Annotated in this window: 15 protein-coding genes and 1 other RNA gene; 11 read left to right on the forward strand and 5 right to left on the reverse strand. The window is 70.0% G+C overall.

The window, feature by feature from the left end:
- Positions 1-41 precede the first annotated feature (41 nt).
- An RNA gene (gene ffs / locus AC069I_RS08395) (signal recognition particle sRNA small type) lies at positions 42-138 on the forward strand.
- 84 nt (positions 139-222) lie between these two features.
- Here ffs and AC069I_RS08400 read toward each other — a convergent pair.
- Positions 223-1056: a spermidine synthase gene (locus tag AC069I_RS08400; protein ID WP_478224304.1), complete on the reverse strand. Its 834-nt coding sequence runs from the start codon at positions 1054-1056 to the stop codon at positions 223-225.
- 29 nt (positions 1057-1085) lie between these two features.
- Here AC069I_RS08400 and AC069I_RS08405 point away from each other — a divergent pair, with 29 nt between their 5' ends.
- Complete coding sequence (locus AC069I_RS08405; RefSeq protein WP_478224305.1) at positions 1086-3104, forward strand: DNA polymerase III subunit gamma and tau; 2019 nt, start codon at positions 1086-1088, stop codon at positions 3102-3104.
- Between the two features lie 58 nt (positions 3105-3162).
- Here AC069I_RS08405 and AC069I_RS08410 read toward each other — a convergent pair whose 3' ends face one another.
- On the reverse strand, positions 3163-3924 hold the full coding sequence (locus tag AC069I_RS08410) for an endonuclease/exonuclease/phosphatase family protein (protein WP_478265075.1): 762 nt from the start codon (positions 3922-3924) through the stop codon (positions 3163-3165).
- Complete coding sequence (locus tag AC069I_RS08415; RefSeq protein WP_478265076.1) at positions 3921-4901, reverse strand: ArsR/SmtB family transcription factor; 981 nt, start codon at positions 4899-4901, stop codon at positions 3921-3923. Before AC069I_RS08415 ends, AC069I_RS08410 begins: the two co-directional genes overlap by 4 nt.
- Positions 4902-5151: 250 nt before the next feature.
- On the opposite strand from AC069I_RS08415, the gene AC069I_RS08420 reads away from it, so the two are divergent.
- The gene (locus AC069I_RS08420) at positions 5152-5943 is read left to right on the forward strand and encodes a helix-turn-helix domain-containing protein (protein WP_478224308.1); all 792 of its coding nucleotides are present in this window, start codon (positions 5152-5154) and stop codon (positions 5941-5943) included.
- 48 nt (positions 5944-5991) lie between these two features.
- Here AC069I_RS08420 and AC069I_RS08425 read toward each other — a convergent pair whose 3' ends face one another.
- On the reverse strand, positions 5992-6858 hold the full coding sequence (locus AC069I_RS08425) for an N-acetylmuramoyl-L-alanine amidase (protein ID WP_478224309.1): 867 nt from the start codon (positions 6856-6858) through the stop codon (positions 5992-5994).
- Between the two features lie 68 nt (positions 6859-6926).
- On the opposite strand from AC069I_RS08425, the gene AC069I_RS08430 reads away from it, so the two are divergent.
- The gene (locus AC069I_RS08430) at positions 6927-7283 is read left to right on the forward strand and encodes a YbaB/EbfC family nucleoid-associated protein (RefSeq protein ID WP_007035126.1); all 357 of its coding nucleotides are present in this window, start codon (positions 6927-6929) and stop codon (positions 7281-7283) included.
- A gap of 1 nt (position 7284) precedes the next feature.
- Positions 7285-7881, forward strand: coding sequence for a recombination mediator RecR (gene recR, locus AC069I_RS08435; RefSeq protein WP_005166260.1), 597 nt, complete (start codon positions 7285-7287; stop codon positions 7879-7881).
- 84 nt (positions 7882-7965) lie between these two features.
- Here recR and AC069I_RS08440 read toward each other — a convergent pair whose 3' ends face one another.
- The gene (locus AC069I_RS08440; protein WP_457959305.1) at positions 7966-9078 is read right to left on the reverse strand and encodes a UDP-N-acetyl glucosamine 2-epimerase; all 1113 of its coding nucleotides are present in this window, start codon (positions 9076-9078) and stop codon (positions 7966-7968) included.
- Between the two features lie 61 nt (positions 9079-9139).
- Here AC069I_RS08440 and AC069I_RS08445 point away from each other — a divergent pair, with 61 nt between their 5' ends.
- The 6 genes from AC069I_RS08445 (at position 9140) to AC069I_RS08470 (ending at position 15258) form a co-directional block, all read left to right on the forward strand.
- Positions 9140-10156 carry a glycosyltransferase family 2 protein gene (locus AC069I_RS08445; RefSeq protein ID WP_478224310.1) on the forward strand — a complete coding sequence of 339 codons (1017 nt, stop codon included), beginning with the start codon at positions 9140-9142 and terminating at the stop codon, positions 10154-10156.
- A complete protein-coding gene (locus AC069I_RS08450) occupies positions 10153-11451 on the forward strand; it encodes a polysaccharide biosynthesis protein (RefSeq protein WP_478224311.1) in 1299 nt (432 codons plus the stop codon). The genes AC069I_RS08445 and AC069I_RS08450 overlap by 4 nt, the downstream gene beginning before the upstream one ends.
- A gap of 71 nt (positions 11452-11522) precedes the next feature.
- On the forward strand, positions 11523-13502 hold the full coding sequence (locus AC069I_RS08455) for a DUF6541 family protein (RefSeq protein ID WP_478265077.1): 1980 nt from the start codon (positions 11523-11525) through the stop codon (positions 13500-13502).
- Between the two features lie 59 nt (positions 13503-13561).
- A complete protein-coding gene (locus AC069I_RS08460) occupies positions 13562-14263 on the forward strand; it encodes a glycosyltransferase family 2 protein (protein ID WP_257489823.1) in 702 nt (233 codons plus the stop codon).
- A 12-nt stretch (positions 14264-14275) separates the two neighbouring features.
- Positions 14276-14713, forward strand: a complete 438-nt coding sequence (locus tag AC069I_RS08465) for a DUF2304 domain-containing protein (RefSeq protein ID WP_016337936.1) — start codon at positions 14276-14278, stop codon at positions 14711-14713.
- Positions 14714-14742: 29 nt separating this feature from the next.
- On the forward strand, positions 14743-15258 hold the full coding sequence (locus tag AC069I_RS08470; protein WP_478224466.1) for a uridine kinase family protein: 516 nt from the start codon (positions 14743-14745) through the stop codon (positions 15256-15258).
- Positions 15259-15435 lie beyond the last annotated feature (177 nt).

Raw genomic sequence — 15435 nt, forward strand, 5'->3', positions numbered from 1 at the left:
CCCACTGTCCTCCATGCATGGACGGGAGTGACTACACTGGTCCCCGGATCCCGCGCGGCGTCCATCTTGTGAACCTCCCCAGGGCCGGAAGGCAGCAAGGATAAGCAAGCTCTGACGGGTGCGCGGGATCCGCCTTATTTTGGGGGTGCGACCCCAGGCCCGCCCGGCGGGGCTCCGCCCCCGGACCCCACGGTTGGTCGCTTGGGTGACCGCGTGCGGGTTCTAGAAGATCCCGAACACATCCTTCGGCGGTACTGGGGACGGTAGGGCCTCCGCATCCGTGATGGGGCGGGCCGTCCCCTGAAGCGTCCGGAGGTCTTCTCCCGCGACGCAGCGAGCCGGGTAGGCGGACGACGCGGCTCGGCGGGTCAGGTCCGTGACCGGGAGTTCGACGCGAGAAGCGGCGACCACGATGTTCCCGAACCGGCGGCCCCGGAGAACGCCCGGTTCCGCGAGCAGGGCCAGGTGGGGGAAGGAACTCGCCAGTGTCGCCAGGAAGCGGCGGAGGAACGGCAGGTTCGGCCCGTCGGAGACGTTGGCGACGTAGGTCCCGGCCGGGCGGAGGACCCGCGCGATCTCGCTCGTGAACTCGACGGTCGCGAGCCCACCGGCCAGGACTCCGCGTTCGAAAGCGTCCACGATGACCAGGTCGGCCGAAGCGTTGTACCTGCCGGAGACGCCTTCGCGGCCGTCGCCGACACGGACCTTCAGCCCCTTCAGGCCCAGTTGCTCGCGGACGAGCGCGACGAGTTCACCGTCGGCGTCGAAGACCAGTTGCCGTGACCGCGGCCGCGCCGCGGCGATGTAGCGGGGCAGCGTGCAGGCCGCCCCGCCGACGTGCAGCGCGTCGAGCGGGCCTTCGCCGAGACAGTCGACGACGTCGGCGATCCGGCGGATGTAGTCGAACTCGAGATCCGTGGGATCGTCGAGATTGACGTGCGACTGGGCCACACCGTCGACCGAGATCAGCCAGGCGTCGGGGCGGTCGGCGTCCTGGAGCAGTTCGGCGGTGCCGAAGCGGACCGGATACGTGCCTGGGGTCGGTGCTGGTCTCACCGTCGGACCTTCCCGGTAGTCTCGCGGCCGTGGCTCTAGCTCTATACCGAAAGTACCGTCCGGCTACCTTCGCCGAGGTCGTCGGGCAGGAGCATGTGACCGATCCGCTGCGCACGGCGCTGTCCGCCGGCCGCATCAACCACGCCTACCTCTTCTCCGGCCCGCGCGGCTGCGGCAAGACGTCCAGTGCCCGCATCATGGCGCGGTCACTGAACTGCGCGAAGGGCCCGACGCCGGATCCGTGCGGCGAGTGCAACTCGTGCCGCAACCTCGCGCCCGAAGGCCCCGGCAGTGTCGACGTCACCGAACTCGACGCAGCCAGCCACGGTGGCGTCGACGACGCCCGCGAGCTGCGGGACAGGGCCTTCTACGCCCCGGCCGACTCGCGCTATCGCGTCTTCATCATCGACGAGGCGCACATGGTCACCACGCAGGGCTTCAACGCCCTGCTGAAGATCGTGGAAGAGCCGCCGGAGCACCTGATCTTCATCTTCGCGACCACCGAACCGGACAAGGTGCTTCCCACCATCCGGTCGCGGACGCACCACTACCCCTTCCGGCTCATCCCGCCCAGTTCCATGCGCGAGCTGCTGGAACGCAACGTCGCCGCCGAGGGCGCGAAGGTCGAGCCCGCGGTGTATCCGCTGGTCATCCGCGCGGGCGGGGGTTCGGCGCGGGACACGCAGTCGGTGCTGGACCAGCTGCTGGCGGGGGCCGGGCCGGACGGCGTCGACTACTCGCGCGCGGTGTCGCTGCTGGGCGTCACGGACGTCGCGCTCATCGACGGCATGGTAGACGCGCTGGCCGCGGACGACGCCGCCGCGGTGTTCGGCACCGTCGAGCGGCTCGCCGAGGCCGGGCACGACCCGCGCCGGTTCGCCACCGACCTGCTCGACCGCCTGCGCGACCTGGTGATGCTGCGTTCCGTGCCCGACGCGGGTGAGCGCGGACTCGTCGCCGCGCCGGACGACGAACTCAAGAAGATGAAGGAGCAGGCGGGCAAACTGGAGCCCGCCACGCTCTCGCGCTACGCCGACATCGTCCACAATGGACTTTTGGAGATGCGGGGCGCGACCTCGCCGAGGCTGGTCCTGGAGTTGCTCACGGCGCGGATGCTGCTGCCGTCGGTCGCCGAGGGCACCGACGCGTTGCTCGCCCGGCTCGAACGGCTCGAACGCCGTGCCGCTTCGGCTCCGGCGGCCGTCGCCGCCGCTCCGTCGCCGGCCGCTCAAGCCGCTCCGGTGGCCCAGTCCGCTCCGGTCGCTCCGGCGGGTGAGCCCGTGCGCGAGTTCCAGCGGCCGTCGCAACGGGCCGCCGCACCCGCGCAGCCGCAGGCCGCACCGGCTCCCCAAGCCGCCCAGCAGCCCGCTCCACGGCCCGCCGCGCGGCCCGAGCCGGTCATCGAGCGGCCCACCCCGCCCCCGGCCGCCGCGCCCGCTCCCGCCGCGGCTTCCGATGGCGCGACGGACGTGGACGGGATCCGCGGCCGCTGGCCGCAGGTGCTCGCCGCGATCCGCAAGGTGCCGGGCGGCCGCAGCACCGAAGCAATGCTCACGCAGGCCAGCGTGGTGAGTGTCGAGGGCAACGCCGTCACGCTCACGCACAGCGCCGAGCCGCTGGCCCGACGGCTTTCCGAGCCGCACAACGCGGAGCGCGTCGCGACCGCGTTCAAGGAGGTCTTCGGCGGCGACTGGCAGGTGCGCTGCGTCCACGGCGCCGCACAGGCCCGGCAGGCCGCCGCGCCCAAGGCCGCGCCGCAGCCACCGGCGCCCGAGCGGTCCTTCACCCGCCGGTCCGTCGAAGCGCCCGCCGCCCCTCCTGCGCCGCCCGCGCCCAAGCCGGAGCCCCAGCGGCCGAAGGTGACGACCTCCGAGCCGGACATCCCGCTCCCGCCCGAGCCGGTCGAGGAGGACGAGGACCTCTACAACGAGGACGCGAGCCCCGCCCCGCCGCCTCCGCCGCTCCCGCCCGAGCAGGATCCGGAAGAGATCGCCCGGAAGCTGCTCGCCGACCATCTCAACGCCCGCCCGCTCGACGAGCGCAAGTAGTCCTCTGGATGCGGTCCTTGCACGCGCAACGACCGCATCCAGAGGACGAAACGCGGGGTCAGCGGGTCAAGGTGACCCGCCACGCCGGGTGGTCGGTGCCGGGGATCGACGTCTTCCCGGAGCTTCCGAAGCGGAAGGCGCCACCGGCGATGATGTGCTGCACGCCGCCGTCGCCCTTCCGGAACGAGCCCGCGGGGACGCACGCCTGCGCGCTGGGGTCGCCCGGGTAGCGCAGGTTCAGGTCACCGCCGAACACGGTGCCGGTGCCGTACTTCGCCAGCAGGCCCTTCAGGTCCTGGCACTGCCGCTCGACCGCGGGTCGCTTTGTCGACAAATGCGTCGTGCACGCGGTGACCGTGCCGAACTTCGCGCACAGGTAGGCGCGCTGTTCCGCGCCGCCGTCCTGAGGCCCGTAGTAGCCGCCTTCGCGCGCCTTCACCGCGCCGAGGTCTTGCCTGGCCAGCACCGCGATGCCGTACTCGCCACGCCCTGACGTGCATGGATACGGTGACGTCCGGCCGTTCTCCTTCTTGCCGACGGGCTGCCACACGACCGTGTACGCCCGGCCGGACCGCGCCTTGACGTCGGCGGCCAGCTTCGTCGTTTCCGACGAGCAGGCCTCGTTCAAGGTCACGACGGCAGGGTTCACCGCGACGATCGTGCTCGCCACCTTCGCCATCGGGTTCGTCCCGCCCTGGTCGAAGCAGTTCGCGACCCCGCTCCGGCACAGGTTCATCTGCAGCACCGGGAAGCCCGTCGCCGCGGCGGCTGGGGCGGCCGTGCCCACGATCAGGGCGACGGCGGCGAGTACCGATTTCATGGAGCGGTCCCTTCGTGGAGTTCCCCGGCGAGCAGTGCCGTGCCGAGCCGGGTGAGGTGGTGCAGGATGGCGCTGCCCTGCCGGGCACTGGTGACGAGCCCGGCCTCGCGCAGCACGGCGGCCTGTTTGCTGGCCGTGCCGATCGACGTGCCGAGGCATGAGGCCAGCTTGCTGGTCGTGCGCGGGACACGCAGCGCGCCGAGGCTTTCGGCGCGGGTCCGGCCGAGGAGCGCCACCAGTTCGGGGGACACGTCCGCGGGGTGGGCACCGGTCACCCTGGCCGGGTACAGCAGCACCGGCGGCAGCGCCGGATCGATGAACGTGACCGGCGTGTTCGCGCAGAACCGGCTCGGGATCAAGGTCAGCCCCCGGCCGTCGAGATGGACGGTCCGTTCCCGTGGGTACGCGATCTCCAGCACCTCGCCGTCCCAGCCGCGGACACCGGGGATGCCGCGCATCATCGCCCCCGCCCCCTCGGTGGCCAGCGTGCGGACCCGCCGTGCCCGGTCGGCGGCGACGGTCTCGCGCATGCTGTGCCAGAACGGCTCGATCACCAAGCCGTACGCGTCCCGCAGCGCGCCGACGACCCCGCTGACCTCCTCGCGATCACCGTCGGCGAGCCGCTTCACCCAGGGCGGCGCGGCGCCGGTGAACACGGTCCGGAGATCGGCGCGCAACCGCCCTCGAGGCGTGCAGGCCACCGCCTCGAGCCCGCTTTCGAAGGAACCCGCCGAGGTGGGCGGGGTCAGGAAGTCGGGAAAGTTCCCCTTCGGTGGAACCAGCGTGAACAAGGTCTTCAGCGATCGTGCCGCTTCTTCGTTCTGGCGCAGGTTCAGCCGGACCCGCTGCCGCCAGGCCGACGGGCGGTCCTCCCTCAGCTGATGCGAACCGAGGACCAGCTCCCACAGCGGGTCGGGTGCTTCGGCTATCCGGATCCCTTGGAGATCCTTCCGATCGAAGATCATGCGCAGAGTCATGCCCAGTCCCCCTCAAGACGGCATTTTCTTCTCCGCCGGTAACTCAAACGTGCCGGACATGCCGAGACAAGCCATTCGGCCCAATCCGGGAGGGTGGGACGGAAACCCGGCGCCGACCTGCGGAGACACCGGCGCGTGGGACGACATCGGGAGGTCTCACACCGGGGGGTGTTTTCGCTGGGACGAAAAGGTGTGTCCCGTCGCTGGGTCCATCGGTGACGCTTAGTAGGCACCACGCGGGGAGGGATCCATGGCAGGGGGAGGACACGGCCGGGCCTTGGCGGAACTGCTCGAAGAGCTGAAACGGCGTAGCGGCCACAGCTACGAACGGATCGGCGTCAAGGCACATCTGAGCCGTTCGACCGTTCACCGCTACTGCAGCGGTGCCAGCGTCCCGGCCGCTTTCGGGCCGCTGGAACGGATCGCGACGGCCTGCGATGCGGGGCGCGACGAACTGTCGGCGCTCTTCCGGTTGTGGGAACGCGCGGACGCGGCAAGGGGAGATGTCGCGTCCGCGCCTCCCGCGCCCGATCCGGTGCCGGAGTCCAGGGCGCGGCACTGGATCGGATGGTGGCCGCTGGTGGCCTCGCTCGTCATGGTCACCCTGGTCGGGGCGAGCGCCGTGCCCGCGGCGGAACCGGTCGCGCGGACGGTCCACGCCCCGATGTGGACGGACCTCCCGGCCCCGGTGGGCAAAGAGTTCTTCGGGGTGACCGCGAACAGCGAGACGGGGCTGATGCCGTCGTTCGGCGCCGGGGCCGTCCGGCTCTGGGATTCGGGAACCCGCTGGCAGAACCTGGAACCGCGGCGTGGCAGGCCGGAATGGTCCACTTTGGACAGAATGGTCGACGGCGCGGGCCAGGCGGACCGCCGTCGGCGATGCCGGTTCGAGCGGGACGGCGAGGAGTTCCGGATCGCGTGGGCGCCCGCCGGCACCGCGCTTGTCCGCCCCAGGCACGGTGGAACCCCTGGACGGACGCGGCCGGAGACCGGGTCGGGCTTAGTCGAGGTCACGGGCAGCCCGGCGCTGCTCAAGCCCTAGGTCCAGGTGGTCGTGAGTGGCGATTCGGGTTCTCACCCGAATCGCCACTCACGACCCGGCGAGGTAGTCCTCGATGGCCTTCGCGATGACGGCGGCGTACTGCTGACGTCCTTCTTCGCTCGCCATCGCCGCGGCTTCGGCGGCGTTGCGCATGTTCCCGCATTCGACGAGCGCGGCGGGCCGCGTCGAGAGGTTGAGCCCCCCGAGGTCGGCGCGCGGGGCGAGCCCGTTCGACCCGAGGTACGTCGACGTCGGGAAGCCGCCCGCGCGGAGCCCGTCCCGCAACGCCGTCGCGAGTTTCACCGAGGGCTCGCCCTGCTGGGCGTTCAGCGGCGGTGCCGAGTAGGCGACGTGGAAACCGTGCGCCCCGGCGGAATTCGAGCCGTCCGCGTGGATCGACACGACCGCGTCCGCCTGCGCGTCGTTCCCGATCGCGGCGCGTTCGTCGACGCACGGCCCGACCCCGGTGTCGCTCTGCCGCGTGAGGACGACCCGGATCCCCTTGGCCGTCAACGCCTGCGAGATCCGCTGCGAGACGTCCCAGGTGAACGCGTGCTCGGAATAGCCGGAGTTCGTCGACGTTCCGGTGGTGTTGCACGGTTTCGTCTTGCCGCGCCCCGCCGGGACCTGCCTGTTGATCTCGCCCGGCTTGCCGGAGTTCCCGCCGTTGTGACCGGGATCGAGCACGACGACCTTGCCCGTTTTCGGCTGCTGCGTGCTCGGAGGCGGCGGCGCGCTCGAAGACGGCGGCGTGCTCGTCGTGGGACTCGGCTGCGGAAGGGTGGTGAAGACCGTCGTGGTGCCGGGCGGGGCCGGACTCGACGGCGAGGACGCGGGGGTGTCCACCCCGCACGCCGTGAACAGCGTCAATCCGATCGCCACCACAAGGCCCAGCCGTCGTCGCACGGCGCCCACGGTGCCACACGCGTGACGGCTAGGCTGGTAGGCGGCACGGGATTTTCCAGGAGAGGACCGATCGGATCATGGTGCAACCCGGTGGCGGCTTCGACCTGTCGCAGATCATGCAACAGGCCCAGCAGATGCAGCAGAAGCTGGTCGAGGCCCAGGAAGAGCTGGCCAACACGGAGGTGACCGGTACTTCCGGCGGCGGCCTGGTCACCGCGACCGTGTCCGGCGACAGCCAGCTCAAGTCGCTGTCCATCGACCCCAAGGTGGTCGACCCCGACGACGTCGAGACCCTGTCCGACCTGGTCGTCGCGGCCGTGCGGGACGCTTCGGCCAACGCGCAGAAGCTGACCGAGCAGAAGCTCGGCCCGCTCGCCGGCGGCCTCGGTGGCGGGATGCCCGACCTCGGCGGCTTCCCCGGGCTCGGCGGCTAGCTTGTACGAGGGTGTCGTCCAGGATCTGATCGACGAACTCGGGCGGTTGCCCGGCGTCGGTCCCAAGAGCGCGCAGCGGATCGCCTTCCACCTGCTGGCCGCCGATCCCGCGGATATCGCGCGCCTGCAGGAAGTGCTCGGCAAGGTCAAAGAAGGCGTGCAGTTCTGCGAGGTCTGCGGCAACGTCTCGGAGCAGGAGACCTGCCGGATCTGCCGCGACACCCGCCGCGATCTCACGGTCATCTGCGTGGTCGAGGAGCCAAAGGACGTACTGGCGGTCGAGCGGACGCGCGAGTTCAAGGGCCGCTACCACGTGCTCGGCGGCGCGCTGGACCCGTTGTCCGGCATCGGACCCGAGCAGCTGCGCATGCGGGAGCTGCTCGCGCGGATCGGTGGCGCGGAGATCAGCGAGATCATCATCGCGACCGATCCGAACACCGAAGGCGAAGCGACCGCGACGTACCTCGTGCGGATGCTTCGCGACTTCCCCGGGCTGACCGTGACGAGGCTGGCGTCGGGTCTGCCGATGGGCGGTGACCTGGAGTTCGCGGACGAGCTGACGCTGGGCCGGGCGCTCTCGGGCCGGCGGGCTCTCTAGTCCCCCGATGCTATGAAAGGTCCTTTCCTCGCAAATTTTGCGAGGAAAGGACCTTTCATAGCGTTCGTAAGCGAGCGCGAAGCGTCAGCAGTAGCCCAGCCGCGCCAGCGTGTCGACGATGATCTCCGACGGGTGGAACTTGTCGACCCAGGACTCGCCGCGGCGGTTCTGGTAGGTGTCGAGGAAGTTCTGCAGCTTGTCCCCGCGCATCTCGGTCAGCACGACGGTCTCGCCGAGGTGCTGCGGCGTCTCGGTGCGCTCGCGGTGCACGGCGCACGGCAGGCCGAGGTAGTAGCACTCGGCCGACAGGCCACCCGAGTCGGTGACGACGTACTCGGCGCGCGCGACCAGCGGCAGGAACTTCAGGTACCGCATCTTCGGCTGGATGATGAAGTTCTTCTCGTCGAAGAGGTTCGCCAGGCCGAGCGAACGGATCTTCTCCCGCTCGGGCGCGCCCGCCATGTAGAGGATCGGCATCTGCTTGCTCTGCTCGCGCAGGATCTCCAGCGCCTCGCGGTACTTCTCCGCGCGCGAGACCAGTTCGAACCGGTGCAGGGTGGCGAGGCCGAACTTCTCCGGCAGGCCCTCGACGTCGAGCGGCCCGTTGATGGCCATCCGCATCGCGTCGATCGCGGTGTTCGCCTCGGTGTCGACGACGACGCCGCGCGCGTTGCGGAGGTTGTTCACCTCACGCGCGCTCGGCGCGAAGTGCATGTCGACGATCTTCGCGGCGATCTTCCGGTTCAGCTCCTCCGGCAGCGGCGACATGATGCTGCCCGACCGCGCGCCCGCCTCGACGTGCCCGACCCGCGACTTGAGGATCCGCTTCCCGATGAGCGAGCCGTACGGCGTGGTGAAGGTGTCGCCGTGCACCAGCACCAGCGGCGGACGCCCGTCCTCGACCAGCGCGGCCTTCAGTTCGGCGCGGCGGCTCCACGCGGTCCGCAGCACCTGCGCGGCCCAGCCCGGCACCTGCGCGGGCGACTCCAGGTTGTGCGCCTTCTCCTTCGGCACGAGCCAGACGTCGGGCTCCGGGAGGTTCAGGTCGGCGAGAACGTCCGAGACCTCGTCGACGTGCTGCGCGGTGAACCAGATCTTCGGCCGGACCCCGCGTTCGAGGATGCCGTGGTAGACCGGCGCGATTTTGATCAGTTCCGCCGTGGTGCCGAGAATGAAGGAAATCACCGGAAGAGCCATTCTGTCGGGGTCTGCGGTGCCCGAAGGATACTGGTGGGCCGCGCAAGGTAGCCTCGCCGGGGTGAGTGCGAATTCGCTCCTCCCGGCCCTGTCCGTCGTGATCCCCGTCTACAACGAGCAGGACTGGATCGATCGCAGTGTCGGCGCGCTGATCGCGTCGGCGCAGTCGGCGAACTGGCCGGTCGAGGTAGTCGTGGTCGACGACGGCAGCACCGACGGCACCGGCGCCAAGCTCGCCAAGCTGCGGGAGCTGTACGGCATCACCGTCCTCACCCAGCCGAACAGCGGCCGGTTCGAAGCCCGCCGCGCGGGGATCGCGAAGGCGTCCGGGCGGCAGATCCTGCTGCTCGACAGCCGCGTGATCGTGGATTCCGGTTCGCTCACCTTCCTTCGCGACCAGCTCGTCGACCATCCCGGGCGCACCGTGTGGAACGGTCACATCGACGTCGCGTCCGAACACAATCCGTATGCGGGATTCATGGCGGGACTGGTCAAGATCCCGTGGCGCCGTTATTGCGCGAACCCGCGGTTGATGTCGTTCGGTATCGAGGAGTTCGACGTCTTCCCCAAAGGCACCGGATTCTTTTCCGCGCCGAAGGACGTTCTCGAGGATTCGTCCAACGCGTTCGAGTCACTCTTCGAAGACGTCCGTTTCGCCAGTGACGACACGGGTGTTCTGCGCTGGATCGCGGAACGCCACCGCATCTTCCTCGCGCCCGAGTTCTCCGCGACCTACCACGGCCGCGATTCGTTCAAGAAGTTCGTCGGGCAGTCGTATTTCCGCGGCACCACGTTCGTCGATTCGTATCTCGCGTCGCCCGGGCCCGCGCGCAACGGCCTGTTCGCCGCGATGGCCGTCGGCGTGCTCGGCCTCGGTGTCGCCGCGAAGCGGCCGAAGACCGCCGTCGCGCTGGCCGCCGCGGGGTCGACGGCCGCCGGGTTCGCGGTGACGAAGTTCGGCGCGACCAAGGCCGAGGCCAAGGCCGTCGCCCAGCTCACCCCGGTGTTCGCCGCCGGCTTCGGGGCCGGGGCGCTCCGCGGCCTGTTCATGGCGCTGCGGGCCCGGCTGCGTCGATGAGCAGCACGGTGAGCAGCGAAAAACTGGCCAAGGACACCGGGAAATCCGCCGGTCGCATCGGTGTCTACCTGCTGATCGCCATCGCGCTCGGCTACGTCCTCACCGTCGTCTGGGGCCGGACGCTGTCGACGGCCGACAACGCGGTCCTGCTCTCCTTCTGGGGCATGCTGATGGGGCTGGGCGCCGCCCTGTCCCCGCTCGAACAGGAGATCTCGCGCCAGTCCGCGCACGCCGCGCTCGCCGGTCGCAAGGCGGGCCGCCCGGCGGTGATCGCCTTCGTCACCAGCCTGGTCGCGGTCGCCGTAGCGGCCCTGTTCACGCTCATCCCGCCGGTGACCGACAAGGTCTACGGCGGTCAGTTCGCGCTCGCGGTGATCGTGCTCGCGGGCGGGCTGTCGTTCGCCTTCCAGTTCGCCGCGCGAGGCCTGCTGATCGGCCAGGACCACGTCCGGTCCTACTCGTGGCTGATCCTGGTCGAGGCCGCCGTGCGGATCCTCGTGGTCGCCGCGCTGGTGGTCGCGGGGCTCACCCAGCTGTACTGGTTCGCCATCGCCGCCGCGACCGGCTCGTTCGCCTGGCTGCTGTTCGCCCGCGGCGCCGCCAAGCTGGTCGATCCCAAGCTCGAAGCCGACGTGCCCGCGAAGCCGATCGTCAAGAACATGCTGATGCTCCTCGCGGGCGCGGGGCTCACCGCGAGTGTCATCACCGGGTATCCGGCACTGGTCAGCCTGCTCGCGCCCGGTGGTGACAAGGACAAGCTCGGCGTGCTCTTCGTCGCCCTGTTCGTGGCCAGGACGCCGCTCACGCTGATGGCGCCGGTCCAGGCCCTCGCGGTCCCGACCGTGGTCCGCCTGTCCAGCACCGAGGAGGGCAAGCACCGGCTGCGGAGGCTGCTCGCGCTCGGCTCGGCCGGCGCGCTGGCGCTCGCGGCGCTCGGCGCGCTGATCGGCTGGCTGATCGGCCCGTGGGTGGTGCGCCTGGTCTACAGCGCCAAGAACGATCCCGAAGCCTGGTGGATGGCCGGACTGGTCTGGTCGTCGGTTCTGCTGGCCGCGATGCAGCTGCTCGCCGCCGTCCTCGTCGCGCAGGCCAAGGCCACGAAGGTGCTGATCACCTGGGCGGCGGTCGTCGTCGCGACCGCGCTGGTCCTGCTGTTCTTCCCCGGCGACACGGTCGTGCGCGCCGTCGTCGGCCTCGCCGCAGGACCGACCGTCGGCCTGCTGGTCGTCATGGCGTTCGTGGTGAGGGGCACCCCCGCGACGGGCAACGCGCGACCTTCCGAAACGTCTCGATAGTGTGGCCGCGCATCGCGCGCCGCGAACGAGGTGGCGTCCTTGACGCCGAATAGGGTTGGACAGCGAATTCGATGAACGTTCTTTTGGTCTTGCTGGCGTTCTGGCTGCCGGGGCTCGTCTTCGGTGCCGCCATCAGGTTGCGCGGCTGGACGCTCGCCGCCGCGGCCCCGCTGCTGACCTTCGGTCTCGTCGCCATCGGCATCCCGATCCTCGGCCGCTTCGGCATCCGCTGGACCATGCTGAACGTCGGCCTCTGGGTCCTGCTGCTGTCCGTCGTCGGTTTCGCCCTGTCGTTCCTCGTCCTCCGCTTCACCGCGAAGCGGCACCCCGAGTGGGCCGAGGACGAAGACGACGACGAGACGAAGCGCTCCCTGCGCGACCACCTGCTGATCGGCGCCGGTGTCGTGGTCGGCCTCGGCGTCGGCACGGTGACCTTCCTGCGCGGCTCGCACTCACTGGAGAACGTCCAGCAGGGCTGGGACGCACCGTTCCACGGCAACCTGGTGCGCTGGATCGCCGAGCACGGCGACGCGCGCGCGTCGACCGTCGGCACCATCGCGAACCTGCCGAACCAGCACGACTACTTCTATCCGGACACCTATCACGCGCTGCTCGCCCTGATCTTCGGCAAGGGCGGCCTGACGATGATGCCGACGCTGAACCTGGCGGCGCTCGCGGTCGTGCTGACCGTCCCGGTCGGGGTCGCGGCGATGTGCCGCGCCTGGCGCATGCCGGTCCTCGCGACCGCCGCCGCCGCGGCCGTGTCCACCTGGTTCACCGCGTTCCCGTACGACTCGCTGTGGCGCGGCCCGCTGTGGCCGTATGTCGCCGGGGTGGCGCTCGTGCCCGCCATGCTCGCGCTCGCCCGCCTGCTGCTCAAGCCGAACGGCGTCGCCGGACCGCTCGCGATCGGCGTCGGCGTCGCCGGGCTGGCCGGCCTGCACACCAGCCTGATCTTCGTGATCATGGTCTACTTCCTGCTGATCCTGCTCGCTGTGCTGTTCCGCTTCGAGAAGATCGGCTGGCGCCGCAGCGCCGCCTCGCTGGTGGCCACGGTCGTGATGGCGGTCGTGCTCGGCGTCCCGCAGGTCCTTCCCGCGCTCTACAACGCCGGTGGTGTGACGAGCGCGTTCTGGGCCTCGGAGACCAGCGTGTCCGGCGCGCTCGGGCAGACGATCACGTTCTCGCCGATGGCGTCGTTCCCGCAGTGGTGGATCGGCATCCCGGCGATCATCGGGGTTTTCCTCCTGGTCAAGCACCGGCGGATGCTCTGGATGGTCGGCGCGTACGTCGTGCTCGGCGGCCTGTTCGCCGCGACGATCTCGCTGGAGACCCCGCTCATCCACACCCTGACCGGCGTGTTCTACAACGACCACTGGCGGATCGGCGCGCTCGTGCCGCTGGCGGGCGCCGTCGCGTTCGGCGAGTTCGTGCACACCGCGTCCGGCAAGTTCGCCGAGAAGATCGGCGAGCGGAAACCGAACCTGAACCCGTTCACCGCGGCCGTCGCCGGCGCGCTGGTGGTCGGCCTGGTCGTCGCGGTGCTGAGCAAGGGCGGCTACATCGGCCGCAACTCCGCACGGCTCGCGATGAACTACGGCCCGGACGGTCCCTCGGTCAGCAAGGGCGAGGAAGAGGCCTACGCCTGGCTCGGGAAGCACGTCGTCCCGGGCGAGCGGGTGATGAACGACAAGGCCGACGGCTCGGTGTGGCTGTACGCGCTCGCGGGGGTTCAGCCGGTCGAGTGGACCAACTACGGCGCCGAGTTCACCACCAAGGCGGGCTGGCTCAGCGTGTTCCTCAACGACATCAACCGCGAGCCGCGTGTGCGCGAGGCGCTCACCGACCTCAAGGTGCGCTACGTGCTGGTCGGCAAGGGCAAGGTGGCCCCCAACGCGCAGTCCGCGGTGGGTCTCCAGCGCCTCGACATCACTCCGGGTTTCAAGCGCGTCTTCCACAACCTCGACGCGTCGGTTTACGAAATCGAAGGTCAGCAAGGTGTGGTCGCCGCCGGCGCCCCCGCCGGGTCCGACACCGCTCACGGCCAGTAAGAAGATAGAGTGATCCAGTGTCCAGTACGTCCGTGACCACCCGCCGCGTACTCATCGTGATGCCCGCTCTGAACGAGCAGGCCAGTGTCGGCGCGGTCATTTCCCAGGTCAAGCAGTCCTTGCCGGGCATGGACGTGCTGGTGGTCGACGACGGCTCGTCCGACGACACGGCCAAGCTCGCCCGTGCGGCGGGCGCGGAGGTGGCCCGCCTGGCGGTGAACCTCGGCGTCGGCGGGGCGATGCGCACCGGCTTCCGGTACGCGGCCGCCCGTGGCTACGACGTCGTCGTCCAGGTGGACGCGGACGGTCAGCACGATCCCGACGAGGTCGCCGCCCTGCTGGACGCGCTCGACGACGCCGACATCGCGATCGGCTCGCGGTTCGCGGGCAAGGGTTCGTACAAGGCGAGCGGCCCGCGGAAATACGCGATGGTCGCGCTCTCGGTCGTTTTCTCCCGGCTCGGGAAGACCAAGCTCACCGACGTGACCTCCGGGTTCAAGGCGATGGGCCCGCGCGCGATCAAACTGTTCGCCGCGTACTACCCGGCCGAATACCTCGGCGACACGGTCGAATCGCTGGTGATGGCGATCCGCGCCGAACTGAAGATCAAGGAAATCCCGGTGATCATGCGCGAACGGGCGGCCGGAACGCCGAGCCATTCGCCGGTGAAATCGGCCATCTACCTCGGCCGCGCCGGACTCGCCCTGCTGCTGGCGCTGGTGCGCCGCCGTCCCGCCGTCGACTCGTCGGATTCGGCGTAAAAGGAGCTGATTATGGCTGGCTGGCGCATTCTCAGCATCGTCGTCGCCTGTCTCGTGCTGTTCGTCGTCCTCGAGATGATGCGACGGCGGAAACTGCGGGAAAAGTACGCGGGTGTCTGGCTCGTCCTCGCCGTCGGCGTGGTCGTGCTCGCCCTCGTTCCGCAGGCCGCCGACTTCATGGCACGGATAACCGGCGTGCAGACGCCGTCGAACTTCGTATTCCTCTTGGCCGGCGTGGTGCTGGCGCTGGTCGCGTTGCATCTGTCGACCGAAGTCGGGCATCTCGAAGAAGAGGTCCGGACCTCCGTCGAGGAGATCGCGCTGCTCCGCTGCGAACTCGCCGACGCCCAGCGTGACCTGGAAGAACGGGTCGCCGCGCTCGAAGCCAGGACGGCCACGCCCGACAACGTCAAGGGGCTCCCCGAAGTGAGCCCCGCACGCGCACGCTGATCGACGCCCTTCTCGCGGCCCCGCCGAGGCTGGGCGCCGTCCGCGTGCTGGCCGTCGACGGCCCGTCCGGCTCCGGGAAGTCCACGCTGGCCGGGAAGATCGTGGCCGAACTGGCCGGTCGTGGTGTCCGGGTGGCGCTGGTGAGCACCGACGAGTTCGCCACCTGGGACGAACCCGTTTCGTGGTGGCCGCGGCTGGAGACCGGTGTCCTGGAACCGCTGCGCGCGGGAAGGGTCGGCCGGTACCGGCGAGTGGACTGGTCCAGTGGCGTCCCACTGCCGGGTGAAGAGATCGACATCCCGGTCCCCGAGGTGCTGGTGCTGGAGGGCGTTTCCAGCGGCCGCGCGCGGATGCGGCCCGCGTTGTCCCTGCTGACCTGGCTGGACGGCGGGAGCGAGGCCGAACGGCTGGACCGCGGCGTCGAGCGTGACGGCGAGGGGTCCCGGGCGGAACTGCGGCGCTGGCAGTTGTTCGAGCGCGGGTGGTTCGCGGTCGACGGGACCCGGGCCGCGGCGGATCGCGTGATCACCCCTCTGGAGTGGTAAGGCCCGTGCCGAGTGGCGGTATCGGTACAGGCGGTCGTGAGTGATAAGGACGGTTAGAACCGGCCTTACCACTCACGAGAGGCGGCCCGATACCCGCGAATGTCCTGTTTTGTCAGTGACCCATTGGTTGTAGCGGTAAGCACCCATTTGAGTCAGTGACCCGGCACTCTGCGCGTT

This window comes from Amycolatopsis sp. NPDC043885 (assembly GCF_056435685.1).

Bases quoted from the DNA above. Each gene is read 5' to 3' on its own strand.
- AC069I_RS08450 (WP_478224311.1), top strand. From the start codon at position 10,153: ATGAGCAGCACGGTGAGCAGCGAAAAACTGGCCAAGGACACCGGGAAA.
- AC069I_RS08415 (WP_478265076.1), bottom strand. From the start codon at position 4,901: ATGACTCTGCGCATGATCTTCGATCGGAAGGATCTCCAAGGGATCCGG.
- AC069I_RS08410 (WP_478265075.1), bottom strand. From the start codon at position 3,924: ATGAAATCGGTACTCGCCGCCGTCGCCCTGATCGTGGGCACGGCCGCC.
- AC069I_RS08455 (WP_478265077.1), top strand. From the start codon at position 11,523: ATGAACGTTCTTTTGGTCTTGCTGGCGTTCTGGCTGCCGGGGCTCGTC.
- AC069I_RS08420 (WP_478224308.1), top strand. From the start codon at position 5,152: ATGGCAGGGGGAGGACACGGCCGGGCCTTGGCGGAACTGCTCGAAGAG.
- AC069I_RS08460 (WP_257489823.1), top strand. From the start codon at position 13,562: ATGCCCGCTCTGAACGAGCAGGCCAGTGTCGGCGCGGTCATTTCCCAG.
- AC069I_RS08430 (WP_007035126.1), top strand. From the start codon at position 6,927: ATGGTGCAACCCGGTGGCGGCTTCGACCTGTCGCAGATCATGCAACAG.
- AC069I_RS08440 (WP_457959305.1), bottom strand. From the start codon at position 9,078: ATGGCTCTTCCGGTGATTTCCTTCATTCTCGGCACCACGGCGGAACTG.
- AC069I_RS08465 (WP_016337936.1), top strand. From the start codon at position 14,276: ATGGCTGGCTGGCGCATTCTCAGCATCGTCGTCGCCTGTCTCGTGCTG.